Origin of the sequence: Propioniferax innocua (assembly GCF_006716235.1) — a bacterium.
GTDB classification, from domain to species: Bacteria; Actinomycetota; Actinomycetes; order Propionibacteriales; family Propionibacteriaceae; genus Propioniferax; species Propioniferax innocua.
This window is the reverse complement of sequence record NZ_VFOR01000001.1, coordinates 159,383-184,389: the sequence shown is the minus strand read 5'-3', so window position 1 is coordinate 184,389 and position 25,007 is coordinate 159,383. Positions and strand designations below refer to the sequence as shown.

At 65.3% G+C, this 25,007-nt stretch carries 23 protein-coding genes and 1 pseudogene; 12 read left to right on the top strand and 12 right to left on the bottom strand.

The genetic code is table 11. The annotated features are described in order from the left end of the window. Positions 1-210 precede the first annotated feature (210 nt). The 3 genes and pseudogenes from FB460_RS00855 to FB460_RS00845 form a co-directional block, all read right to left on the bottom strand. Complete coding sequence (locus FB460_RS00855) at positions 211-1,230, bottom strand: glycine betaine ABC transporter substrate-binding protein (protein WP_142092256.1); 1,020 nt, start codon at positions 1,228-1,230, stop codon at positions 211-213. A 156-nt stretch (positions 1,231-1,386) separates the two neighbouring features. Beyond that, positions 1,387-2,298, bottom strand: a pseudogene (locus FB460_RS00850) (ABC transporter permease); the annotation flags it as partial. Beyond that, positions 2,295-3,551, bottom strand: a complete 1,257-nt coding sequence (locus tag FB460_RS00845; protein ID WP_142092254.1) for a quaternary amine ABC transporter ATP-binding protein — start codon at positions 3,549-3,551, stop codon at positions 2,295-2,297. The pseudogene FB460_RS00850 and the gene FB460_RS00845, both read right to left, overlap by 4 nt. 261 nt (positions 3,552-3,812) lie before the next feature. Between FB460_RS00845 and FB460_RS00840 the strand changes: the two genes are divergently transcribed. From FB460_RS00840 to FB460_RS00830, 3 genes are all read left to right on the top strand, one after another. Continuing rightward, positions 3,813-4,169, top strand: coding sequence for a DUF423 domain-containing protein (locus tag FB460_RS00840; RefSeq protein ID WP_142092253.1), 357 nt, complete (start codon positions 3,813-3,815; stop codon positions 4,167-4,169). Positions 4,170-4,177: 8 nt separating this feature from the next. Further along, the gene (locus FB460_RS00835) at positions 4,178-4,687 is read left to right on the top strand and encodes a GtrA family protein (protein WP_170209890.1); all 510 of its coding nucleotides are present in this window, start codon (positions 4,178-4,180) and stop codon (positions 4,685-4,687) included. A gap of 84 nt (positions 4,688-4,771) precedes the next feature. After that, positions 4,772-5,689, top strand: coding sequence for an AEC family transporter (locus FB460_RS00830; protein ID WP_211345772.1), 918 nt, complete (start codon positions 4,772-4,774; stop codon positions 5,687-5,689). A gap of 94 nt (positions 5,690-5,783) precedes the next feature. Here FB460_RS00830 and ptsP read toward each other — a convergent pair whose 3' ends face one another. Genes ptsP through FB460_RS00810 form a run of 4 tightly spaced genes read right to left on the bottom strand, consistent with a single transcriptional unit; the run spans position 5,784 to position 10,768 of the window. Continuing rightward, on the bottom strand, positions 5,784-7,490 hold the full coding sequence (gene ptsP, locus FB460_RS00825) for a phosphoenolpyruvate--protein phosphotransferase (protein WP_142092251.1): 1,707 nt from the start codon (positions 7,488-7,490) through the stop codon (positions 5,784-5,786). A gap of 7 nt (positions 7,491-7,497) precedes the next feature. After that, on the bottom strand, positions 7,498-7,764 hold the full coding sequence (locus FB460_RS00820) for an HPr family phosphocarrier protein (protein ID WP_142092250.1): 267 nt from the start codon (positions 7,762-7,764) through the stop codon (positions 7,498-7,500). Further along, entirely contained in the window at positions 7,761-8,654 is an 894-nt protein-coding gene (locus tag FB460_RS00815) for a PRD domain-containing protein (RefSeq protein ID WP_142092249.1), read from the bottom strand. The genes FB460_RS00820 and FB460_RS00815 overlap by 4 nt, the downstream gene beginning before the upstream one ends. Positions 8,655-8,692: 38 nt before the next feature. Further along, positions 8,693-10,768 carry a glucose PTS transporter subunit IIA gene (locus FB460_RS00810; protein ID WP_142093272.1) on the bottom strand — a complete coding sequence of 692 codons (2,076 nt, stop codon included), beginning with the start codon at positions 10,766-10,768 and terminating at the stop codon, positions 8,693-8,695. 228 nt (positions 10,769-10,996) lie between these two features. Here FB460_RS00810 and FB460_RS00805 point away from each other — a divergent pair, with 228 nt between their 5' ends. After that, positions 10,997-12,463: an NAD-dependent succinate-semialdehyde dehydrogenase gene (locus FB460_RS00805; RefSeq protein ID WP_142092248.1), complete on the top strand. Its 1,467-nt coding sequence runs from the start codon at positions 10,997-10,999 to the stop codon at positions 12,461-12,463. Between the two features lie 93 nt (positions 12,464-12,556). Here FB460_RS00805 and FB460_RS00800 read toward each other — a convergent pair whose 3' ends face one another. Both FB460_RS00800 and FB460_RS00795 read right to left on the bottom strand, forming a co-directional pair. Continuing rightward, positions 12,557-13,075 (bottom strand): ferritin, encoded by a 519-nt coding sequence (locus FB460_RS00800; RefSeq protein WP_142092247.1) that lies wholly within the window; start codon positions 13,073-13,075, stop codon positions 12,557-12,559. A 10-nt stretch (positions 13,076-13,085) separates the two neighbouring features. After that, positions 13,086-13,763: a TenA family protein gene (locus FB460_RS00795; protein ID WP_142092246.1), complete on the bottom strand. Its 678-nt coding sequence runs from the start codon at positions 13,761-13,763 to the stop codon at positions 13,086-13,088. Positions 13,764-13,814: 51 nt separating this feature from the next. On the opposite strand from FB460_RS00795, the gene FB460_RS00790 reads away from it, so the two are divergent. From FB460_RS00790 to FB460_RS00780, 3 genes are all read left to right on the top strand, one after another. Beyond that, positions 13,815-14,507, top strand: a complete 693-nt coding sequence (locus tag FB460_RS00790; RefSeq protein WP_142092245.1) for a hypothetical protein — start codon at positions 13,815-13,817, stop codon at positions 14,505-14,507. Positions 14,508-14,960: 453 nt separating this feature from the next. Beyond that, positions 14,961-15,794 (top strand): M23 family metallopeptidase, encoded by an 834-nt coding sequence (locus tag FB460_RS00785; protein WP_142092244.1) that lies wholly within the window; start codon positions 14,961-14,963, stop codon positions 15,792-15,794. Positions 15,795-15,857: 63 nt separating this feature from the next. Continuing rightward, entirely contained in the window at positions 15,858-16,958 is a 1,101-nt protein-coding gene (locus FB460_RS00780) for an AAA family ATPase (RefSeq protein ID WP_142092243.1), read from the top strand. A gap of 93 nt (positions 16,959-17,051) precedes the next feature. Here FB460_RS00780 and FB460_RS00775 read toward each other — a convergent pair whose 3' ends face one another. Continuing rightward, positions 17,052-18,671 carry a Na+/H+ antiporter NhaC family protein gene (locus FB460_RS00775; RefSeq protein WP_211345770.1) on the bottom strand — a complete coding sequence of 540 codons (1,620 nt, stop codon included), beginning with the start codon at positions 18,669-18,671 and terminating at the stop codon, positions 17,052-17,054. A 221-nt stretch (positions 18,672-18,892) separates the two neighbouring features. On the opposite strand from FB460_RS00775, the gene FB460_RS00770 reads away from it, so the two are divergent. From FB460_RS00770 to FB460_RS00750, 5 genes are all read left to right on the top strand, one after another. After that, the gene (locus tag FB460_RS00770) at positions 18,893-19,795 is read left to right on the top strand and encodes an ABC transporter ATP-binding protein (RefSeq protein WP_142092242.1); all 903 of its coding nucleotides are present in this window, start codon (positions 18,893-18,895) and stop codon (positions 19,793-19,795) included. After that, positions 19,792-20,553: an ABC transporter permease gene (locus FB460_RS00765; protein ID WP_142092241.1), complete on the top strand. Its 762-nt coding sequence runs from the start codon at positions 19,792-19,794 to the stop codon at positions 20,551-20,553. Before FB460_RS00770 ends, FB460_RS00765 begins: the two co-directional genes overlap by 4 nt. Before the next feature lie 17 nt (positions 20,554-20,570). Further along, positions 20,571-21,641, top strand: coding sequence for a sensor histidine kinase (locus tag FB460_RS00760; protein ID WP_142092240.1), 1,071 nt, complete (start codon positions 20,571-20,573; stop codon positions 21,639-21,641). Then, positions 21,638-22,243, top strand: a complete 606-nt coding sequence (locus FB460_RS00755; RefSeq protein WP_142092239.1) for a response regulator transcription factor — start codon at positions 21,638-21,640, stop codon at positions 22,241-22,243. Before FB460_RS00760 ends, FB460_RS00755 begins: the two co-directional genes overlap by 4 nt. 137 nt (positions 22,244-22,380) lie before the next feature. Next, positions 22,381-23,154 carry a pseudouridine synthase gene (locus tag FB460_RS00750; protein ID WP_246044268.1) on the top strand — a complete coding sequence of 258 codons (774 nt, stop codon included), beginning with the start codon at positions 22,381-22,383 and terminating at the stop codon, positions 23,152-23,154. 4 nt (positions 23,155-23,158) lie between these two features. Here FB460_RS00750 and FB460_RS00745 read toward each other — a convergent pair whose 3' ends face one another. Continuing rightward, positions 23,159-23,584, bottom strand: coding sequence for an NUDIX domain-containing protein (locus tag FB460_RS00745; protein WP_142092237.1), 426 nt, complete (start codon positions 23,582-23,584; stop codon positions 23,159-23,161). Between the two features lie 4 nt (positions 23,585-23,588). Then, the gene (gene lpdA / locus FB460_RS00740; RefSeq protein WP_142092236.1) at positions 23,589-24,989 is read right to left on the bottom strand and encodes a dihydrolipoyl dehydrogenase; all 1,401 of its coding nucleotides are present in this window, start codon (positions 24,987-24,989) and stop codon (positions 23,589-23,591) included. Between the last annotated feature and the right edge of the window lie 18 nt (positions 24,990-25,007).

Genomic DNA, 25,007 nt, shown 5'->3' with positions numbered 1-25,007 from the left:
ACCCTCACCGAACGGTGAGATGGTCAACCATGTCGCCATGGGTGTCGGTGAACGCGACGATGGGGTAGTTCCCACGGTCAACCGCTGACACGACGCTGTGCGTCGTTCCGAAATCCACTCCCAAGCACGTGCCTCCGAGATAGCCGTGAACACAGACGTGCCCCCAACCGGTCTCGGTTGGGGGCACGTCGCGCTGATGAAGGACGAAGGTCAGCCAGCGTTCAGCTCACCGGCGATCAGCTGGTCGGCGAACTCGGGGTTCTCCTTCAGCCAATCGGCGACGGCAGCATCGTGGTTCGCGCCGTCATGCTTCTCGGGGTTCATCATGTTGTCCTCGAGGCTGGAGAGCTGCTCATCGTCCAGCGCGAGGTTCTTGATGATCTGAGCCGCACGCGGGTTCTCCTCGGCGAAGCCACTACGGGCTGCCGAAGAGATGATCTCGGCATCGCCCATGGCACCCTTGGGGTCCTCGAGGTCGCGCATCGGGAACGAGCTGTAGGCCCAGTGCGGACGCCACAGCGTCACAAGAACGTTCTCGTTGCTGTCGGTCGCCTTCTGGACCTGCGTGAGCATGGCGGGCGTCGACGACACGACGAACTCGTAGTCCTCGAGGCCGTACTCGGGGATCGCCTTCTCCTGCGTGGTCTTGGTCAGACCGGCGCCGGGCTCGATCCCATAGATCTTGCCGCCGTACTCATCGGCCATCTCGGGAAGGTCCTCGATGCTCTTGGCGGGGGAGTCCTCGTTGACAGCAAGGGTCAGCTTGGCGTTGTCGTACCAGCAGCCCAGATGCTCGATGTCGTCACCGAACTGCTCGATGTACTGCGGGTGGGTCACCGGCATCCACGCATCGGTGATGATGTCGATGTCACCCGCTGCGACACCTGCGAAGGCCGGCGCGGCTTCGAAGGCCTCGACCGTGACGGTGTAGCCCTCCTCCTCAAGGACGGCCTTGAGCAGGTGCGCGGTCGCGAACGACTCGTCCCAGCCGTTGAAGGCACCGATGGTGAGCTCGGTGTCCTTGTCCTCACCGGTGCCCTCACCCTCGGCCGCGGCGAAGCTCTCGCCAACGGTGCAGTCGGTGAATGCGGCGGCGGTGTCGGAGCCCTTGCTGTCTCCGCTGCCACCTTCTCCACCTTCACCACCGGAGTTGCTGGCCCCACAGCCAGCCAGTGCCAATGCGCCGGTTGCAGCCAGCGCCGCGATGTACTTGGCCTTGATGGTCACGATGTCCTCCTGGATCTCGCTTCTTCGTGTGGTCTCTTGGTACTTGTTCTCGGGATTGAATTCCGTGTTTCCTGTGGGCGCCCGACGGTCTCAGGCTGCACCCTGCTCGGCGTGCTCGGTCTGTTCTGACGATTCATCCGCGTCGTCGGGTCCGGTGGTTGGTGCCTTCTTGGTGCGTGGACGCCGGTCACTGAGGCCATTGCTGACGCGGTCGAGCCAGATGGCGATGATGACCACGGCCATACCGGCACTCATACCCAGCGGGACGTTCAACGACGCGAGCGAGCCGACCACGTCACCACCCAAGCCGCCGGCACCGGCCATACCGGCCAGGACAACCATGGACAGGGCGAGCATGATGACCTGGTTGACACCGGCCATGATGGTCTTCATGGCGACGGGGACCTGGATCTGCCACAGGATCCGCCACCCCGTGGCGCCGAAGGCCTGCCCTGCCTCCACGAGTTCTTCATCCACCTGACGCAGTGCCAGCTCGGTGAGACGGACGCCAGGAGGCATGGCGAAGATGACCGTGGCGATCGCGCCGGGAACGACGCCCACGCCGAAGATCGTGATGGCGGGCACGAGGTAGACCAAGGCGGGCATGGTCTGCATCAGGTCCAGGATCGGGCGCAGAACACGCGACACCCACGTGACTTTCGACGCCAGGATGCCAAGCGGAATCGCAATCAGAAGCGCCAGAGCCACGGCCACGATCACCAAGGCGATCGTGTCCATCGCGTGCTCCCACACATCCATGCCGCGGATCACGTAGAACCCGATCAAGGAGAAAAGGGCGAGACGCCAGGAGCCGACGAGAACAGGAACCGAGGTTTTCCCGATCTTCAGGGAGGAACGGTGCGATCCAACCAGGTAGGCGATGGCCGCGAACACGATCATCATCACCCAGTACGGAGGGCCCGCCAGAATGGACAGGAGCTGCTCGTGGAGAGTCGCCAGAACCTCTTCGACGACGTCGAAGAATCCGGCCCATGCGTCGGTGAGGACGTCGATACCGTCGGCGATCCATTCGCCAACGGGGATGTCGGGATTGATCGGATCGAACATCAGGCGTGACCTCCCGAGGTGTCGGAGCCGGACATGGAATCGAGCATGCGGTCCTGGCTCAGCAGGCCCAGAAGAGTTCCATCGCGATCCATGATGGCCAGCGGTTCGATCTGTTCGGCCGCCCTGCTGAAGAGCTCGGCTATCGGTGTGTATCTACCGACCGGTTCGGCGGTGTTCATCACTTCCCGGATCGTCCCCGTGGCGGACCGGACATTGCGCAGATGCACCACGCCCAGAACCTTGCCGCCCTCGAGCACGGACCCCGCGGTGTGCCCGGCGGCCTCGAGCCGACGACAGACCTCCTCCGCGCTCTCATCGGGTTTGAAGGTGGGAGCCGTCTTGTCCACGACCATCCCAGCGGTGAGGACGCGGCTTCGGTCCACGTCGTGGATGAAGCGGCGGACATAGTCGTCGGCGGGGGAGTAGAGGATCTCGGTGGTGGTGCCGAGTTGCACGATGCGCCCGGATTTCATGATGGCGATGCGATCGCCCAGACGCATGGCCTCGTTGAGGTCATGGGTGATGAACACGATCGTCTTGCCCAGCTCCTGCTGCAGATCCAGCAGCTGCTGCTGAAGGTCGGCGCGGATGAGCGGGTCGAGTGCGGAGAAGGCTTCGTCCATCAGCAGGATGTCGGTCTCGGCCGCGAGGGCTCGAGCCAGGCCGACGCGCTGACGCATGCCACCAGATAGCTGGTCGGGGTAGTAACCCTCGTTGCCGGTGAGGTCCACACGTTCGATCCACCGCATGGCGGTCTCATAGCGCGACTTCCGGTCCACGCCCCGCACTTCCAGCCCGTAGGCGACATTGTCCAGGACGGTCTTGTGGGGCAGGAGCGCGAAGTGCTGGAACACCATGGAGAGTTCATCGCGACGGATCCTGCGGAGTTCCTGCTTGGAGACTCCGGTCAGGGCCTGACCGTTGATGAGCACATCACCTGCAGTGGCCGGGTTCAGTCCGTTGAGAGTTCGCAGCAGCGTCGACTTTCCTGAGCCGGAGAGCCCCATGACCACGAAGGTCTCGCCGCGTTTCACCTCGAAGGAGGCGTTCACCACCGCCGCTGTGCCATGGATCGAATCCGGATCGAGTTCTTCTCCGGACTTCAGGAGCCGTGCATAGTGCGAGGTCTTGGATCCGAAGATCTTCCAGACGTTCTTCGCTTGGATGGCTGGTACAGCAGAGAGATCGGCCGCCGATTCCGTCGCTTCCCCCTCTCTGCGGACCCCACTGGCGGGTTCAGCGTTCCCAGCGCTCACGTACTACTCCATCCACATAGGTTTCAGCAGGTATCGGCCCACATAGGTTTCAGCAGGTATCGGCCGTTTTCGGCGCGACGAGCCACCATGGCATGCTAACGCCTACGCTGTCATCAACCGTGGAATGTTGTGGCGGCAAAGCGTCATCGGCATCGACGATCAGCCTCTGACTAGGGGCTTCGCCGCAAGGAAAGTTATGCAGGCGTTATGGTCGGAGGCTGCTGGAAGGGAGTCTCACCGGCCATTGATGAGAGGGGAATAATGAGTTCGGGACTTGTCCGTCTGGGGGCTCTGTGGGCGGCACTGGCCGTGGCCATCGGGGCATTCGGCGCCCATGGCCTCCCTGAAGGGCTGAGTCCTGAGCGCGTGGCAACCTTCGAAACCGGGGCGCGTTATCACATGTACGCGGCGCTCGCGCTCATCGGTCTGGGGGTTGCCGGGGTCCGGCGTCGCGCCGGGCTGTTGATCGTGGCCGGTTCGGCGATCTTCTCCTTCACTCTCTATCTCCTGGTCCTCACCGATACCGGATGGCTCGGAGCCATCACCCCCATCGGCGGCGTGCTCATGATCGTGGGCCTCGCCCTGTCCGCCTTCGATCTGCGCCCGCCGCGCGCCTGAGGCCACACGTGGGTTCGTCGGAGTCGTCACGCACCACAAGTGCTGCCGAGCGGTACAACGCATTCACGCACGGTGTGCATCGACTTCTGCCCACGTGGCTGTCGTGGATCCCCGCCACCTGGATCGGCTGGGCCATCCTCTCCCTGACGACATTCGCTCTGGACATCGCACTGTTGAGCCTCCTCGTGCACGTCGGCGGGGTGCCGTATCCGGTGGCGGTGTCGATCGGATTCGGGGTGGCGTCCATCGTGAACTTCCTGCTGAATCGGTGGCTGAACTTCCGTGCCGAAGGTGACTTCGCCAAACAGTCCGGCAAACAATCAGTGGTGGTCATCTCCAACTATCTGCTCTGGGTGCTCGGTTTCTCGAGCCTCTTGGAGTGGTCCGGGACGCCACCGGAGGTGGCCCGGATCTGTGCAGCGGTGGTGGAGGGCCTGTACATGTACCTCATGATGCGTTTTTGGGTGTTCCCACGGCGTCACTCGGTGCTCGACCATGAAGGTCGCCTCGTCGACTGACGCAACCCCCGGCTGTCATCGGATGAGGGGATGTGGCTCGTGGAATCGGGTCCAACCCGGCGTCGGCCCCGTTATGGTGCGTGAGTGGCCCTGCTGAATGCGCTGTTCAACGTGATCGTCCCGGTGGTCCTCGTGGCCGGCACGGGTGCGGTTCTGGCGCGCCGATTCACGCTGGACACTCAGACGATCAGCAAGATCAGCCTTCAGGCGCTCACTCCCGCACTCGCGCTGCACACGCTGCTGACCACCGAGGTGTCGGCTGGTGCGATGGTGCAGGTGTCGGTGGCCTACACCGCAGTCACCCTGGTGGGTGTGGTTCTCGGTTTGGTCATCGGAATGGGGATGGGACTGCCGTCGGAGAAACGACGCGCGGTGATGGTGACCGGAGCCATCGGCAACACCGGGAACATGGGGCTGCCGATTGCACTGTTCGCGCTCGGACAGGTCGGATTCGATCAGAGCGTCCTGTTGTTCATAGCCTCGGTCGTCCTGGGTTTCATCGTGTTTCCGCTGGTCTACGGCTCGGCCGGAGGTATGCGTTCGGCGGTGATGAAGATGATCCGCATGCCGGTCATGTGGGCGATGCTGCTCGCCGTGATCCTGAGGTCACTCGGATGGTCGCTGCCGCAGGGTGTCATGTCCGGCGTCGAGCTGTTGTCGCAGGCCACTCTTCCGATGGTGCTGTTGGCCTTGGGAATCCAGCTCGGGGCAACGGGACGTCCACGGCTCACTGCGTCCGTGCTGGTGGCCAGTGGAATCCGGATCTTCGTGATGCCGGTGGTTGCGGTCGGCGTGGGTCTGCTCATCGGCATGCACGGAATTCCGTTGCAGTCGCTGGTGCTGGCGTCGGCGATGCCGTCGGCAGTGAACGCCTATCTGTTTGCGATCGAGATGAAGGGCGATACCCGCACGGTCGGCGACACCGTCACGGTCACCACGGTGATGAGCTTCGTGACGGTGGCGTTGGTGACGTGGATGTTGCCGTGGATCGGCACGTTGTGATGCGTCGTGGATCGGCACGTTGTGATGCGTCGTGGATCGGCACGTTGTGATGCGTCGTGGATCGGTCGGTGAACCGACCGATCCACGGACAGCCTCACAGCAGGTCGAGGACCTCGGGGTGTGCCAGATCGATCACGGCCTGCCGGGCCGCTTCGGCGGTGGGGGCCGCGACCGCGCGTCGGGCCATTTCCTGACAGGTCGCCAAGTCATGGCGGGCGAGGGCGGCTCGCACCGCGGTGACCTTGCCCGGAGCCATCGAGAGCGTGGACACGCCGAGCCCGACGAGGACGAGGGCGACCAGGGGGTCTCCGCCTGCTTCACCGCAGACCCCGATGGCGGAGTCGGTCTCCGCACCACCGATGCAGGCCGCCTGCACCATGGCGAGCAGCGCGGGCTGCCAGGGGGAGAGCAGGTCGGCGAGTTCGCCCTGCATGCGGTCGGCGGCGTAGGTGTACTGGGAGAGGTCGTTGGTGCCGATGGAGGCGAAGTCGACCTCGGCCAGCAGATGCCGCGCGTTGATGGCCGCCGCCGGGACCTCGATCATGATGCCGACGTGGGGCAGACCGGTGGCACGCACCTTCTCGGCGAACCAGCGGGCTTCCTCGACGGTCGCCACCATGGGCGCCATGACGTGGAGGTCTCCTCCGGTGGCGCGGTGCGCGGCGGCAAGAGCCTCCAGTTGGGTGTCGAGGAGGTCTTCCCGGGCACGGGAGAGACGCAGGCCACGCACGCCCAGGGCCGGGTTCTCATCCTCGCCCTGGTCGGCGAACACGAGGGGCTTGTCGGCGCCGGCGTCGAGTGTGCGCACCACGACCTTGCGTTCACCGAAGGCCTCGAGAACCGTGGTGTAGGTCTCGGTCTGTTCTTCGAGGGTCGGAGCTTGGTCCCGGTCGAGGAAGAGGAACTCGGTGCGGAACAGTCCCGAGCCCTCGACGTCCTGGGTCGCGGCGCGGCGGGCGTCGTCGGCGGTGCCGATGTTCGCCAGCAACGGAACGGCGTGTCCGTCCGCTGTGCGTCCCGAGCCGTGGGAGTCGGCGAGGGCCGCTTCTCGGCGGCGGGCCCGTTCGGCGAGTTCGGCGACTTCGTCGTCGGTGGGGGAGACGATGACGCGTCCGGCGCCACCGTCGATGGCGAGGCGGTCGTCCGCGGTCAGCTCGAGGGCACCGTTGACGCGCACCACGGCGGGAATCCCGAGTTGGGCGGCGAGAATGGCGGTGTGGCTGGTGGGGCCGCCCTGTTCGGTGACGATGCCGGCCACGAGCTCGGGATCGAGGGTCGCGGTCTCGGCGGGCGCGAGATCCCGGGCGACCACGATGGTGGGCTGCTCCAGACGCGGCACACCGGGGGCCGGGACTCCTCGGAGTTCGCAGATCACCCGATCCCGAATGTCCATGAGGTCGGTGACGCGTTCGGCCATGTAGCCGCCGAGCTGCGCGAGCATCTCGGCATAGGTGGCCGTGGCGTCGTGCACGGCGCGGGTGATGCCTGACCCCTTCTTGAGCTGCTTGTCGACCGCCTTGGCGATGGCCCGGTCGGTGGCGAGCTGGGCCGTCGTCTCGAGGATCTGCCGCGTGGTGCCGTCGGTCGCCTCGGCTCGGGCGGTCAGATCGTCTGCGACGGCCTTCATGGCGTCACGGACGCGTTGCCCATCGGCGGCCGGATCGGTGCACGGGGGTTCGTCCTCGTCGACGCCGGGTGCCGGGCTCACCAGCACGATCGGGGCGCTGGCGGTGCCGGCGCACACGCCGATACCGGTCAGCACACGGTGGGGGTCAACAGTCAGGTCGGTGGGGTCAGGCATCAGGGGTTCACTCCTTGTCCAGATCGCGCCCGAGCAGATCGACGAGGGAATCGAGGGCGGCCTCGGCACCGTCGTCCTCGCAGGAAAGGGTGACCTCATCGCCGTGCTTGGCGCCCAGGGTCATCACCTCGAGAACGCTGGCGGCGTCGGCCTCCTCGTCACCGAGGGAGATCGTGATGTCCAGATCGGTGTCCGCGGCTGCCTTGGCGAAGATCGCGGCGGGGCGGGCATGCAACCCCACGCTGGAGGCGATGGTGGCGGTTCGGGTGATCATGAGGGGTTTCCTTCCGTTGGACTTTCCTTCTTGCGGGCAGGTGTGGTGTCGGCTGCGAGCCGGTCGTCGGCCACTCGGGCCACGTGGAGGGTCAGGTAGGCCATTTCGTCCTCGGTGAGCCCTGATCCGAGACGCAGTTCCATGATGTGAGCCAGTCTTTCGGCGCACTGGAGCGCCACCGGGTGGGCCTGCCGGATGGCGAGGTTGATCGCCGCGTGGTCCTCGGCGAGTTGCGCATGCTCGTGGATGCGGACGAACAGGTACCGAAGGTGGGTGATGAACCGTCCGACATTCGCCGAGCTCTGGTCGAGGTCGATGTCGTAGGTGGTGGCGATCACGTCCAGCATCTGCTGGATGACGCCGGTCATGCGATAGGTCTGGGAGAGATCGCCACTGGCGAACCCGGCGTTGACCAGATGCAGTGTGAACGCCACGGATTCGGCCTCGGGGAGATCCATGTCGAGTTCCCGCAGACTGGCCCACAGGCGTCGGCCCTCGGCGTATTCCTCAGGGTAGAGGTGCTGCACCTCGGCCAACAGGGGGTATTCGACGCTGACGCCAGCGGCCAGACGCTTCTGCGCGAAAGCGACGTGATCGGCCAACGCGATGACGAGCGTCGGGGAATCATGGACCTGCTGGTCCAACCCGGCCTTGACCATGGCCTCGCTGAGCAACGCCACATATTCCGGCGGAACATCGGCGAGCAGTTCGGCCAGGTGATCCGGGTCGCGCCCGTCTGCGGGCACGAACTTCCGCACCACCCGCTTCGGGTCGACCGGCTGGCCGGGCCGGGCCTGGAAACCCAGACCGCGCCCGACCAGGATCACCTCGTCGCCCCCGGCAGACCGGGCAAGGACGACGTTGTTGTTGAACACACGCAGGATGTCCATGATTCTTCCGTGTTCGGTTGAACCGGAACGCTACCGGTTCAGCGCTGGACCGAGATCACCGCCACGCTCGGCGTGGCGTCGATTCCGGTGATCGGTGTGACGCCTCCCAGTGTGGCACTGTTGGTCACCGTCATGACGGTGGTGGTGTCATGACCGGCCTTCTCGATGGCTGCGAGGTCCACCGTTGCGAGAACATCGCCTGCCTTGACGTGGTCGCGTTTGGTCACGGCCACGTCGAACCCCTCACCCTTCATCTGCACCGTGTCGATACCGACGTGCACCAGCACCTCGACGCCGTCGGCGGTGCGGATCCCGAAGGCATGCCCGGTCTTGGCGACGGTGACGAGTTCACCCGACACCGGTGCCACGATCGTTCCCTCGGTGGTCTGGATCCCGACGCCCTCACCCAGTGCCCGTGAGGCGAACACCTTGTCGGGCACATCGTCGAGAGCGACGACCTTGCCCGAAACGGGGGCGAGGAGTTCCACGGTCTCCCCGGCGTCCGACGAGGAGTCGGCGACGGGGGAGTCGGCGGCGGGGGAGTCGGCGACGGGGGAGTCGGCGTCATCAGCGGCATGGAGCGCTGCGGCAGAGCCGCCACCGGCGGTTGCCGCAGCCACGCGTGCCCGGACCTCGGCGCGTTCCTCGGGAGTCCGGTAATCGGTGATGACGATCAGGGCCATGGCGGTGAAGAAGGCGACACCGACCGAGATGGCGTAGACCCACATCGGGTCGAAGACGGGGATCGTGAGCAGCGAGGTGAATGCGAAGGCATGCGTCTGCACGCCCTCGAACGGCGCACTGAGGATCGCGATCGTCAGACCACCGGCGAAACATCCCACGAGCATGCGGGGGTAGATCCGCTTGAAGCGCAGGTGGATGCCGTAGAGCGAGGGCTCGGAGATACCACCAAACAGGCCAGCGGCCAGGGCGCCGATGGAGGTCTGACGCATCTGGGTGTCCCGGTCGCGCAGCGAGATCACCAGCACACCGGCGGTGGCGCCGAAGCAGGCGAAGTTCCATGCACCCATGGGGCCCTGGATGAAGTCGTAGCCGAGCGTCTGGATGTTGATGAGCATCAGGGCGTTGAGTGGCCAGTGCAGGCCCAGCGGAACCAGGAACGGGTACAGCATCGGGATGAGGATGGCGAAGACGAAGGGGGCGTTCGAGTTCATCCAGGAGAGGCCGACGCCGAGGCCGTTGCCGAGCCAGACGCCCAGGGGGCCGAGCAGGAAGGCGGTGACCGGGATCATGATCGCCATCGACAGGAAGGGTACGAACACCATCTGCACGTTCGCCGGGAAGATCTTCTGCAGGCCCTTGTAGACCATCGCGAGCACCGCGACCATGATGAGCGGGACGAAGACCTGTCCACCGTATTCATTGAGCTGCAGCGGAATGCCGAAGATCTGCGCCGTGCACTGCTCGGTGCCGAGCGTCTCGTTCATGGTGCAGATCGTGTCGGCGAAGCGCTCGGTGTCGGAGAGCTTCATGAAGTGGTCCGGAGTCATCAACGCCGCCATGATCGCGGCGCCGACCCACGGGTCGATCTTCAGCTTCTTCGCGGCGTTGTAGGCCACCATGATGGGCAGGAAGTAGAAGACGGCGTTCCACATCGCGTCGATGAAGACCCACGATGCGCCCTTGTCCTCGGCACGGAAGTCGACGATGCCGAGCGCATCGATCACCGAGGCGATGGCGATGATGAGCGAGGCACCGAGAAGCACGCCGATGATCGGCCGGAACGAATCGGAGAGGAACTCGAAGAAGTTGTCCAGCCAGGGCATCTTGCCACGGGCCTTGGCGCGTTGTTCGGCCTTGACGTCGTCATCGGAGCGAGCGGCATCGGCCTTGCGATTGCTGATGGACGGTAGCTGCTTGATCCCGTCGTAGAGGGATTCGACAGCGCCACCGACGATCACCTGGTAACGGTCGCCGCTCTGGGGAACCGCACCCATGACAGCGGGAATCTCTTCGAGAGCGGACTTGTCGACCTTGTCCGCATTCTCGAGCTCGAAGCGGAGGCGCGTGGCACAGTGCGTGAAGGACCGGATATTTTCCGGCCCTCCCAGCCCGGCCACGATGGCCTCGGCGGAGGTCTTTGTAGACGGCATCGTCATGACTCCTTGATCCGGGGGTGCTCTCGCGTCCGGTCAACAAAGTGCGGGCAGCAAAAAAGACCCGGGACACGGATGATGTCCCAGGTCTTGCCTCGTTGATCCCAGCGAGTAACAACCCTGTGGCAGGCCCCAGCGGGCCCTCGGTTGACACAACCATACACTACGTGGCGTAGGACTTGCCAGACGATCCACGTGTGTCCACCCGATTCAGGAGGTTCGGCCATGACCGAGACGAAGCACAATGAAGTCGGCGCGATCAACTCGGTTCCCAAGGAGCTCCATATCGACGGCCAGTGGCGCCCCGGGGCGTCGACCTTCGCCGTGGAGGATCCCTCGACGGCGAAGGTCCTGTGCCGGGTCGCCGATGCCGATGCCGACCAGGGGGTGGAAGCGTTGGACGCCGCGGACCGGGCGCAGGGAGAGTGGGCCGCGACGCCGCCGCGCGAGCGGGCCGAGATCCTGCGTCGGGCCTTCTCGATCATGACCGAGGAGACCGAGCGTCTGGCCCTCATCATGACCCTGGAGATGGGCAAACCACTCACCGAGAGCAGGGGAGAGGTGGCGTACGCGGCCGAATTCTTCCGTTGGTTCTCCGAGGAGGCGGTCCGGATCGACGGCGGCTACATGACCTCGCCCGTCGGCGGCAGCCGCGTGCTGGTGGCGCGTCAGCCCGTGGGGCCATGCGTGTTCATCACCCCGTGGAACTTCCCGCTGGCCATGGGCACGCGCAAGATCGGGCCGGCGATGGCGGCCGGGTGCACGTCGGTCATCAAACCCGCTTCACAGACGCCGCTCTCGACGCTGGCGCTCGCCGAGATCCTCGAGCGGGCCGGCGCGCCGGCGGGCGTGGTCAACGTCGTGACCACCAGCACCTCCGGCGAGGTGATGGGTGGCCTGATCTCCGACCCGCGGTCTCGCAAGCTGTCCTTCACCGGGTCGACGCCGGTGGGCAAGAAGTTGCTGGAGCAGGCGTCACGGACCGTGATGCGCACATCGATGGAGCTCGGCGGCAATGCGCCGTTCCTGGTGTTCGAGGACGCCGACCTCGATGCCGCTGTGGATGGCGTCATGCAGGCGAAGATGCGCAACATCGGGCAGGCCTGCACCGCAGCCAACCGCATTCTGGTGCAGCGGCCGATCGCCACCGAGTTCGCCGAGCGTCTTCGGGAACGCCTCGCGGCACTGACCGTGGGGCGCGGTGTCACCGACGAGGCCGTGGTGGGGCCACTCATCGATGCCGAGGCGGTGGACAAGGTCGATTCCCTCGTGCGAGACGCGATCAGCAGGGGAGCGACGCTGGAGCTCGGCGGCAGGGCCCATGACGGAGACGGCCATTTCTACGAGCCGACGCTGCTCACCGGTGTGCCCACGGAGGCCGAGATCACCTCGACCGAGATCTTCGGACCGGTCGCTGCGCTCAGCGAGTTCGACACCGAAGCCGAAGGGATCGCGTCCGCCAATGACACGCCCTTCGGTCTGGTGGGGTACGTCTACACCACGGATCTGGCCCGCGGCATCCGCGTCAGCGAGGCGCTGGAGACCGGCATGGTCGGGCTCAACCAGGGCGTGGTGTCGAATGCCGCGGCCCCGTTCGGCGGCGTGAAGGAGTCCGGGCTGGGCCGCGAGGGTGGTTTCGCGGGCATCGAGGAGTACCTCGAGACGAAGTACATCGGCTTGGGACTGGCATAGACCTGCGCATGCAGAACCCGGCCGCCGGGTGCCCCGCCTGGCTGCGGCCATTCGGACGCAGGCACAGGCGAGGACGCCCCGGGGGAGTGAGCCTCAGGCGCCGGATTCGGTGGTGGCGACCGGACGCGTTGCGAGATCCTCGTCCAGACGCAGCAGGCCCGAACCGTCATCGCCGGTGAGCTTGAGACGGCCCACGATCTCGCTCACGGTTGCTTCCTCCTCGAGCTGTTCGGAGAGGAACCACGTGAGCAGCGGGCGGGCGTCGAGATCGCCATCGCTGTCGGCGGCCTTCCAGAGTTCGCGGATGGCGGCCGAGACCTTGTTCTCGTGCTCCAGCGCTGCTTCGAACACATCAAGGGGCGTCATCTCGGGCTTGATCGACGGAGCGGAAACGGCTCCGATCACCGGGTGGTTGCCACGATCCAGCAGGTGATCAATCAGTTTGTTGGCGTGCACGGTCTCTTCGTCAGCCTGGTGACGCAACCATGCGGCCATCCCGGGCAGGTCCTGGGCATCGCACTCGATGGCCAGCTGGCGGTAGACCATCGACGACTCCAGTTCGAGCGTGATCTGGTCGTTGAACGTCTTCTCAAGCTTTTCCGACATCTTCATGGCGTGAAGACTACTTCTCGAGTGCCTGCTGCCAGAACCCGGACTCCATGCGCGTGGCGGTGCGGAACACATGGGCCAACTGTTCGAAGCGCGCGGGGGAGCCGAACCTGTCATGGAGCGCGTCGAGCTGCTCCACAGCCTTGCGAGCACCCTCCTGGAACTCGGCGGAGGCATAGGTGGAGATCCACTCACGGTAGGGGTGGTCATCGCGTCCTTCGAGCAGGGGAGCGAGGCGCTCGCCGATCTCGGCGTAGCCGATGACGCAGGGGGCCAGCGCCACGTGCAGGTCGAGCAGATCGCCGGTCATGCCGGCGTCGAGCACGTAACGGGTGTACGCCACGGTGCCGACCTTCTCGGGAGCCTTGAGCAGTTCCTGTTCCTCAATGCCCCAGGACGCGGTCAGTTTCACGTGCAGGCGGGTCTCATCGAGGATCACCTGCAGACCCTCCATGGAGGCCTGGATGTCATCGAGGTTCTCGCCCTTGTACCCGGCCAGAGCATAGGAACGGCAGAACTGGATGAGGAACAGGTAGTCCTGCACCAGGTAATCCTTGAACGCGTCGAGGGAGAGCGTGCCAGCGCCCAGTTGCTCGACGAAGGCGTGATGGGTGTAGTCGTGCCAATCGTCGGCGATGGCTTTCTTGAGCTCGCCGAACAGGGTGGTCGTGGGCTCGGTGGATGCACTCATGCCACCGGACGCTACCCGACCGGTGACCACCCCAGTGGTACACCGGTGCCCATGCATTTCGCGCCACCGGAACGCCCACGGCTCCATCCGGCCCGCCGCCGGTTCTTCGCGATCTGGACCGTCCTCATGGCGCTGTTGATGGCGGTTCCGGTCGCCGTCGGGTTCTTGATCCCGCACAACCGCAATGTGTCGATCATCGTGGCGATCGCCGCATGCATCATCGTGTGCTTCACCACGTGGATCGCGCTCACGACCGGATGGCTTTCCAGGATCCTCACGGGCATACCGATCGGGCTGGCCGGCCTGTTCCTGATGGCCGGGACCGCCGACCTGGGGCCCGACATGGCGCTGGAATCGGCGGGGGAGCCGGTCGAAGTGTTGGTGACCGATGTGACACGGAAGGTGGAGCGGCGGCGAAACACCGAGGGCGGGTCGCGGCAGGTGGTCACCTACACCTACACGTTCACGCGACTGGATGGCGGACCGCAGCCCGAACCGCTCATCTACCGCGGCGACGGTGGCTATGACGGCGTGTACGAGGGCGGGAGGACCACGCTGCTGATCGATCCGTCCGGTCGGCTGGAGAATCAGCTCGCGAGCGAGGTGGACAGCACGACATCACTGAGCATCGTCATCGTCGGCATGGTGTTGCTGTATCTGGCCTGGCTCCCTGGGTGCCTGACCTATGCCCGGCGTTCAGCGCGCCGCAGTGGGAAAGCAGCGACAGGGCCTCATCCACGCTAAGAGCCACCCGCGCTGGACTGTGCCATCACCGGTCAGGTTCAGCCACAGGGCGTTCCACGCCGAACGAACCGCTGCACGGCCGCGGCGGCAGAGTCGGGGCCACCAGCTGGGTGCCTCCAGATGTCCTCTCGCGGAATCCCGCGAGAGACGGCGGTCACGTCGCACTTGTATCCCATTCCGGCAGCACAGGGGGCGAGAGGACGTCATCAGAGGCGTGGGGTCGTGCATGGTTTGACGATTTGCGAGGGCATCCACCTTGAGAGGGCGCCCATCCACACCCATAATGACATAATGCTGATTATCGGACTCTTGCAATGAGGCTGCAGGAGCCCCAGAACCTGCACGCAGTGGAAATTTCCAGCCCACACGGCATTTCCGTCCCGCATCTCATGTGATTGCGTCCGAGCTGACGCATCGCGTCGCCACCCCCACGAGACACACAAGGACGTCAGCATGATTCACAAGCGCTTGCTCGCCGCAGCTGCCGCCGCAGCCGCAACAATCGCCGCCGGGAGCACCATCGCCTTGCCCGACGCGCAGGCAGCCAGCACCACGGCCACCGTCGTGGCCCCACAGCTCGCCGTGCGCGAGGCCCCCAACACGTCATCGACCATCAAGAGCTGGGCTGCGCAGGGCTCGCAGGTCACCATCGAATGCCAGAGCGCAGGCCAGGCCGTCACCGGCAACTGGGGCTCGACAGAGATCTGGAATCGCGTCAACGGCGGATATGTCTCCGACGGCTGGGTCGACACTGGCACGAACGGCTACATCGACGGCGTGCCGAAATGCGACGAAGGTGGCGAATCCACCCCCGAGCAGCCCAACCCCGGCGACGGCACCTACTTCCTTCCCTTCGCAAAGGGAAGCTCCCACCAGGTGACGCAGGGCCCCGGCGGCGGCTTCTCGCACTACGACCAGTGGAACCGTTACGCCGTCGACTTCGGCATGCCGGTGGGCACCGGCCTGTACGCGTCAGCCCCCGGCACCGTCGTCTTCTCCGGCGAGGATCAGACGGGCTACGGCAACATGGTCCTCATCGACCATGGCGACAACCGCTGCTCCCAGTACGCACACATGGACACGCTGGACGTGAGCGTCAACACCCAGGTCGAAGCAGGCACCGCGATCGGCACCTCGGGCAACACCGGCTACTCGAGCGGCCCGCACCTGCACTGGGGAATCGTCAACTGCCAGACGCGCGACTCCCTCGAAGTCCCCAACACCCCGGAGGCCGGCCAGAACTTCCAGCCGGGCACCGCCCCGACCAGCCAGAACCCTGGCAACTGACCATTTCCGCCCATGGGCCCCGTTTCCCTTCTTTATCTTTATAAAGAAGGTTAGCGTGGGCCCATGGGAAACCCCTTCACTCCATCGTTCGGCCGCACGCCTCCGGTGACCGCAGGCCGACAGGACCATCTCGACGAATTCGCCTACGCGCTGGAGAATCCCGGCGCAATGGCGCGCGTCGGCCTCATCACCGGAGCCCGCGGCATGGGCAAGACCGTCATGCTCAACGAGTTCGAGCGCATCGCAAGAAACGCCGGCTGGGCCGTGATCAGTGAGACATCCCTTCCCGGCTTGCTCGATCGACTCACCAGCAGCGAACTCCCCCAGATCCTCGATGGTCTGGCGGGCCCCGGCCATCGTCGGTCCGTCTCGGGTGCCTCGGTCGGTGCGCTCGGAGTCAGCGCAAGTGTGCGATCCGAGGTGGAGAACGAGCGCCCCGTGGGCTGGGATGCGCGCCGGTACATCAATGAGATCACCGAACGCACCGGGCTTGTCATAACTGTGGACGAGATCCATCGTCATGCTGCCGATGATCTGCGCCAGCTCACCGTGCTCGTGCAGCACGCGATCCGCGAGGAACGGTCGATCGTCTTCGTGGCCGCCGGGCTGCCCACATCTGTCTCCGATCTGCTCCACGACGATGTGCTCACCTTCCTGCGGCGAGCCAGCCGCTTCGACCTGGACCGCCTCCCCGACCACGCCGTTCGGCGCGCTCTGTTCGAACCGGCCCGGGATGCCGGACTCCCTTTCTCCCGCGAGGGCGCGGCCGAAGCCGTCGCCGGTGCTCAGGGGTATCCCTTCCTCGTTCAACTCGTCGGCTCCGAATCCTTCCGTGCAGCCGAGGTCGACCACTCCAGCGAGATCAACGAGCGCCATGTCCGTTCGGCCATCCCGCGAGCCCGGCGCATTCTCACCCGTAACGTCCACGACACCGCTCTGGCCGCACTCTCCCCCAAGGACATGGAGTATCTGCGCGCCATGGCCAGCGACGACGGTCCCTCACGTACCGGTGAGGTCGCCGAACGGCTGGGTGTCACCGCAGGGCACGCCGGGATGTATCGGCGGCGCCTGATCGATCAGGGGCTGATTTCCGCGCCCGCACGTGGTGTCGTGGAGTTCTGCCTCCCCTACCTGCGGGACCGACTGCTGGCTGAAGAGGAATGACCTGTCACAGTGCAGCGTTTCACGAGCCCTCGCGCTCTCCAGCGCAACGATCATGGATCAAACGCTGCATTGCGCACGCCACGACTAGGTGTACTAGGCCTTGCTGCTCGCCTCGGTCTCAGGCAGTGGATATTTCTCTTCCAACCCGTCTATCCGCCGGGTCGCGATGACGATCGAACCAGCCAGCACCACCAGCGTGACGATCAGCCCCAGCCACACCCAGGCGGTCAACGCGAGCACCACATAACCCAGCAGTGATGCGCCTCCGGCTGCAAGCGCGTAGGGAAGCTGTGTGCGCACGTGGGTCACCACATCGCAGCCGGCACCGGTGCTGGACAGGATCGTCGTGTCCGAGATCGGCGAACAATGGTCCCCCATCACCGCGCCGGCGAGAACCGCTCCCAGCGCGGGGATCAGGTATTCATCGGCCTGGACGTGCAGCAGGATGTCACCGGCGAGCGGAATGAGGATGCCGAACGAGCCCCACGAGGTCCCGGTCGAGAACGCCATACCGGTGGCCACGAGGAACATGATGGGGATGAGCCACTGTGTCGGAAGACCTGCCTCGGTCACCAACCCGCCCAGGAATTCCCCCGTGCCGAGTTCCCCAACCAGAGCCCCCAGCATCCACGCGAGCATGAGAATCCAGATCGCGGGCAGCATCGAGGCCGCCCCCTGACGCAGTCCGTTGATGAGGGTCGCTCCCTTGAACTGGTCATTGTTGCGGGTGTGGCGCAGGTAATACCCCAACGCGACGGCCAGCCCGATCAAAGATCCGTACAGCAGCGAATCGGCCACCACGGTGTTGGCGAGCATGTCCATGGGAGCAGCGCTGCCGGACTCTGCATAACCGGTGGCGAACATCGAGGCGATGACGCCCAGCACCAGCGCCACGAAGGGGACGATGATCGAACTCATGGCCCCCGGCCGGTGCACCGGAAGATCCTCCGAAAGCTCTCCGGGGATCTCCGCCTTCTTGCCGTACATCCGATTCTTCTTCAGCGCCCGACGCTCCTCCTTGCGCATCGGACCGATCTCCAACCCGAACCAGATCACCAGAATCACCGCGACGACCGCAGCGATCGCGTAGTAGTTGGATGCAGCCGCACCGAGAAAGCCCAGCACATCGTTGGACGCCACTCCCCCGGCCATGATGATCGGTGCCATGAGCCCGATGATGCTGGCACCCCAGCTCGAGAACGGCGCAAGCACCGAGACCGGCGCCGACGTGGAGTCGATGATGTAGGCCAGATGCGCGCGGGAGACTCGGAATCTGTCAGTGACCGGCTTGGCGATCTGCCCCACGGCCAGTGCGTTGAAGTAGTCGTCGATGAAGAGCACGATGCCCAGTCCCGCAGCGAGGGACTTCGCGCCACGACGTGAGGTGATCTTTTGCGCGGCCCAGTCGGAGAACGCCTCACTACCGCCGGCCATGAGCACCAGAGCGGTGATCATGCCGAGAATCAGCAGGAACAGCAGGATGAACACGCTGCCGGTGTTGACCGCTCCCTCAGCCCAGAAGATCCCCGCGAACGCGGCCCACAGTTGCCTCAGGAAACCCACCGGGCCGAAATTGCTGACGAGCAACGCCGCCAGGACCACGCCCATGCCTAGGCTCAGCAGCACCTTGCGTGTCCAGATCGCAAGGATGATGGCCACCACCGGTGGTAGCAACGTCAGGACCGGCCACTGCTCCACCATGGTTCGCCTCACTCGTTCGATGATCAAAGCCGACAACTGCCAGCCCGAAAATCTACCTCAGTACGCTCTCGCCTGGGGAGTTTTCCAACCTGATCACGCACCACGTGTCCGGCCCGGTTCGCGCCTCCGAACGCTGATGCACCACGAGGGAACCGCATCCATGACATCGGTCACGCATCGATACGTGACATCGTCGACTTCTCGCGCGATCCGGACCGCGAGATGGTCGAACCATGACAGCGATTGCCCTGAGTGATGTGGTCAAGGATTTCCCCACCGGCGATGGTCCGGTCCGTGCCGTCGATCATGTGAACCTGATGCTCGACCCCGGCGAAGTCGTGGCCTTCCTCGGCCCGAACGGCGCTGGCAAGAGCACCTGCATCGACATGATGCTCGGGCTCACCGACCCGACGCACGGCACGGTCCAGGTGCACGGCGGTTCGCCGCGCGCGGCGGTGCAAGCCGGGAGGATCGGCGCCATCCTGCAGAGCGGAGGGCTGCTCGACGACCTCACCGTGCACCAGACGCTCACCATGATCGCGACCCTGCATCCCGGACGCATCGATCTCGACACACTCATGCGTCGAACCAACCTCACCCCGCTGGCGTCCAGGCGCGTCAGCCACTGTTCCGGAGGCGAACGCCAGCGCCTGCGGTTCGCTCTGGCTCTGATACCCGATCCCGACATCCTCATCCTCGACGAGCCCACCGCCGGCATGGACGTCAATGCTCGAGCGGAGTTCTGGGCCACCACGCATCAGGAGGCCGCCAATGGGCAGACCGTCCTGTTCGCGACCCATTACCTCAAGGAGGCCCAGGATTTCGCCGACCGCATCATCCTCATCGCCGAAGGCCGCATCGTGGCCGATGGCACGGTCGATGAGATCCGTCGTCTCGGTGCGGGACGCTCGGTGAGCGCACACTGGCCGGGTTGGACGCCGGATATCTCGCTGCCCGGGGTCACTCACCATGAGCGCGAGGGAGAACGTGTCCGTTGGTGGGCCGATGATTCCGACGCACTGGCGCTCCACCTGCTCACCAGCACCGCCGCCACCGACCTCGAGATCACAACCGCGGACCTCGACTCCGCCTTCGCCGCACTGACCCGCACCACAACGACAGGAGCCACGGCATGAGCACCTTGATCAATCCACGCTACGTGTGGCTGGATTTCGCCCGCCAGTTGCGTATGCCGGTGAATCTGTTCTTCACCATCATCCTTCCAACGGTCATGTACGTGGTGTTCGGCGTCACTCAGGACTATGCGACCCAAGCCACGCTGCACGGCAATGTCTCGGCCATGATGATGGCTTCGATGGCCGTCTACGGCGCGGTCACCGCCACGTCATCGCTGGCCGGGACGGCCGCTCTCGAACAACAGACCGGCTGGCGACGACAACTCGCGCTCACCCCTTACACCTCGGCCCAGTTCATCGCGGGGAAGGTGCTCATGGCCATGAGCGTGGCCGCTCTGCCGGTCACCGTGGTCCTGCTCACCGGCGCGGTGACCAATGCCGAGTTGGCTGCCTGGTGGCGTTGGCCCGCCATCTGGGGCCTGTGCATGCTCGGTGCCATGGTGTTCTCGCTCTATGGGCTGGCCATCGCGACCTGGTTCCGCTCGGAGGAGGCGGTGGGGTTGGCAAGCGGGCTGCTCGTGGTCCTGTTCTTCCTCGGCAACGGATTCCTGCCCCTGAGTGGGCTGATGCTCGAGATCGGACGCTTCACCCCGGCATACGGTTTGATCGGGTTGGCTCGTTACCCCGTACTCGAAGGCATCATCGATCCGGACGCCACCGACCCCCTCTGGTTCCTTGCTGCGAACATGGGGGCGTGGGCTCTGATCTTCGCACTCCTGACCGCGCTGGGGCTGAAGCGCGGCACCGCACGCCAGTGACCCGTTTGAGTTCCTGGTTGCGCGAGCTGGGTCCGTTGCGGGCCCAGCTCGTCTGGCTGCTGTTCGCGATCATCCCCGCCTACTTCCTCATCGTCGAACCGGCGCCCCTGCCGGCCACCGTCCTCGGTTGGTTGGGGCTCCTCGGCCACGTCGTGCTCTTCGCCATCGGATTGGCGATGATGAGCCGGATCGACCTTGTGGATCACGGCCGGAAGTGGGTCCGGCCCACGGCGACGCTCATGGTTCTGCAGATGCTCGCGACCGCGGCGATGACGCCCGCCCTCAAGGTCGGAGCCCTGCCGATGGTGACCTACATCGTCGCCACGACCGTGTTCCTCACGCCGACTGTGATCGCGTTCGTCCTCACCGTTCTTCTGGTCTCCATCTCCATCGTGCTGGCCGGGCTGTGGTTTCCTCTCCACGAGGTCACCTGGGCTTGGCTGCCGCTGCTGTGGACATCCCTTGCGTTGATGGTGAGCCGCTTCGCCGCGGGCACCGAGGCCCGTGCCACCGCCCTGCAGATCGAGCTGGCTCGCGCCGAGACCCGCGAGGGTGTGGCCTCCGACGTCCATGATCTCTTGGGCCATTCCCTGTCGCTCATCACGGTCAAGGCTGAGCTCGCACGCCGTCTCGTGCATTCCGACCCCGACGCCGCATCCCGCGAGCTCACCGAGATCACCGGCCTGTCGCGTGAAGCCACCGATGAGGTGCGTGCCACGATGCAGCAACTCAGCGCCCCCGATCTGGCCCGGCAACTTCAGCTTTCACGCAATGGGTTGGAGTCGGCGGGCGTCGAGGTCACGGTGTCCGGTTCGCCGGAGGACGTCCCAGAGAGCGGACGCCGACTGGCCGCATGGGTGTTGCGGGAGGCGACCACGAACGTTGTACGGCACGCGCACGCGGAGCGGTGTCACATCACCCTGACCGCCCATGGAGTCGAGATCATCGACGATGGGTTGGGTTTCGACGAGGCCAAGGAGACCCTCGGACACGGTCTGCGCAGCATGCGTTCCCGCGCGAGGACACTCGGCGCCCGCCTCACCGTCACCGGGGACACCGGCACTCACGTGGTTCTGGAGTTCGCATGATCCGCATCCTCCTGGCCGACGACCAGGCCCTGTTCCGCACCGCGCTGACCAGCCTGCTGACGCTCGAGCCGGATTTCAGCGTCGCCGCCGCCGTCGGTCGCGGCGACGAGGTGTTGCCCGCCGCCCGCGAGCATCGCCCCGACATCGCCCTGTTGGATATCGAGATGCCCGGCGGCACCGGCCTCGATGTGTGTGAGCCGTTGCGCACCGAACTCCCCGAGGTCCGCGTCATCATCCTCACCACGTTCGAGCGCCCCGGTTATCTTCGCCGTGCCGTGGACGCGGGCGCCAGTGGCTTCGTGGCCAAGGACGCCGAGCCCGATGCCCTGGCCGAAGCCATCCGCAAGGTGGCCCAGGGGCTCCATGTGATCGATTCGGAGTTGGCCAACGAGTCGCTGTTCACCGGGCGTTCCCCGTTGACCCCTCGCGAACGTGACGTGCTCGAGGCCAGCCTGGATGGTCGCCCGATCCGGGCCATCGCCGCCGACCTCCATCTCTCCCCCGGCACGGTCCGCAATCACCTCTCGGCGGCCATCACCAAGACCGGTACCCCCAATCGTGCCGCTGCTGCACGCGTGGCGGTACAGAACGGCTGGCTCTGATGCCCAGATCCCCTCTCCCCCAACGCGACGGTCTCGACGCCGCGTGGATCCGCACTCCGTCATCGGGCGGATGGACACTTCTTCGTGACCATCTGGTGGACCGCATCCCCAAGCTGAGCCCCACGCGCATCGATGAGATGTTCGCCGAAGGGCGCTGGTGTGATGAGCAGGGCGATCCCCTACCTGCCGACGCGCCCTTCGTGCCGAATCGCTTCGTCTGGTTCCACCGTGATCTTCCCGACGAGGTCGAGGTGCCCTTCGCCGTCGACGTGCTGTATCGCGATGACCGCATCGTCGTGGTCGACAAGCCACATTTCCTCGCCGCCATCCCCCGCGGCAATCACGTGCGGCAGAGCGTCGTGGTGCGTATGCGCCAGGAACTGGACCTGCCGGAGCTGTCGCCGGCTCACCGGCTGGACAGGGTGACGGCCGGCGTCCTGCTGCTGACCACCCGCCGCGAGTTCCGTGCTCCCTACCAACAAGTCTTCGAGTATCGACGCGCGTCGAAGACCTATCGGGTCGTCGCTGCGGCGGATCCGACGCTGCGGGACCCGGTCACGGTACGCAGTCACATCGTCAAGGACCGGGGCGTGTGGCAGGCCCGCGAGGTGCCCGACGCCGAGCCCAACGCGTCCACCACCATCAGGCTTCTGGACTCAGATGGTGATCGGGGCCTGTACGAGGCGGTCCCCCACACCGGGAAGACGCACCAGATCCGTCTGCACTTCCTGCGACTGGGGCTTCCGATCATCAACGACCCGCTCTACCCCACGGTGAGCGGTTGGCGTCTCGACGACTTCTCCGCACCACTGCAGCTGCTCGCGCATCGGCTCGAGTTCACCGATCCCCTCACCGATGAGCCGCGAATCTTCACCTCGCACCGACGCCTGGCCGAGGCGCCGAGCCCATGATGCGTCAGCGCAGGTGGTTGGCGACGACCTGCGCCACGTGGTGATCGGCCGGCACCCACGAAAGGGTGCCTAGTCGCGCAGCGTCGGCCCAGATGATCTCATCGTGGCTGGGCCCGTGTTCGGGGATCACCGCGTCGATCCCCGTGAGGGGCGTGACCCACCACAGACGCATCTCCAGTGCGTCATTGATGGGCCACGCTCCCCCACCGGGGTTACGAAGTTCGCTACCCAGATGGACCGCACAGCCGAGCTCCTCCATGAGTTCACGCTCGACGGCGACCTCGGGAGCCTCTCCTTCGAAGACCTTGCCGCCCGGGAACTCCCACATACCGGCGAGTTCCCAAGGGCTGATGCGTCGACCGACCACCACCTGCGTGGGGGCGAAGAGGTCGTCGACGACCAGCCCGGCGGCGACCAACTGACGTGTCATGACGTCAGAAATTGATCATGTGCCCCGCGATGCCTTCGACGGTCTCCTTGAGGGCCTCGGACAGGGTCGGGTGCGCATGGATGTTGCGGGCCACCTCGTGAGCGGTGAGGTCCCACTGCTGGGCCAGCGTCAGCTCGGGCAGCAGCTCGGTGACATCGGGGCCGATCATCGCTGCGCCGAGGATCTCGCCGTGTGTGGCATCGGCCACGAGCTTGACGAAACCGGTGGCGTCGCCGAGGCCCCAGGCCTTGCCATTGGCAGAGAACGGGAACTTGGCGACCTTGACGTCGTAGCCCTTCTCCTTGGCCTGCTTCTCGCTGTAACCGAAGGAGGCGATCTGCGGCTGGCAGTAGGTGGCACGCGGGATCATGTCGTAGTTGATCGGCATGGTCTCGGCGCCGGCGATGGTCTCCGAAGCCACGACGCCCTGGGCTTCGGCGGTGTGGGCCAGCATGAGCTTGGAGGTGCAGTCACCGATCGCGTAGATGCCGGGCACGTTGGTGCGCATGTAGTCATCGATCGCGATGGCGCCGCGGTCGGTGAGCTCCACGCCGGTGTTCTCCAGGCCGTAGCCCTCGGTGCGCGGCGCGAAACCGATCGCGGAGAGCATCTTGTCGGCCTGAAGGGTCTGCGACTCGCCGCCCTTGGCCGGGGACACGGTGACCTGGACCGAATCGCCGTTGTCGACGACCTTCTCCACCTTGGTGGAGGTCATCACCTTCACGCCGAGCTTCTTGTAGGCCTTGAGGAGTTCCTTGGAGATCTCCTCGTCCTCCGACGGGACGATGCGATCGAGGAACTCGACCACGGTCACGTCGACGCCGTAGCTGTTCAGCACGTAGGCGAACTCGATGCCGATGGCACCCGAGCCACCGATGATGATGGAGTTCGGCACGCCGTCGGCGAGGATCTGCTCTTCGTAGGTCACGACGTTCTCGCTCACCTCGACGCCGGGGAGCATCCGGGTGGTTGCGCCGGTGGCGATGATGCAGTCATCGAAGGTGACGGTGTCGGTGCCGCCGTCGTTCAGCTCGACCTCGAGCGACTTGGCGTCCTTGAAGTTCGCCCAGCCGTGAATCTCGGTGATCTTGTTCTTCTTCATCAGGAAGTGGATGCCCTTGACCATGCGCTCCGAGACCTGACGCGAGCGCTTGAAGGCCTTGCCGTAGTCGACGCTGATGTCGCCGCTGATACCGAAGGTGTCGGCTTCCTTGGTGACCAGGTGGGCGAGCTCCGCGTTGCGCAGGAGGGCCTTCGTCGGGATGCACCCGACGTTCAGGCACACGCCACCCCAGTATTTCTTCTCGATGATGGCCACGTTCTTCCCGAGCTGGGCTGCTCGGATCGCAGCCACGTACCCGCCGGGGCCGGCTCCCAACACGACGACGTCAAAGTGTGAACTCATGGACGCAACTCTAGTGGG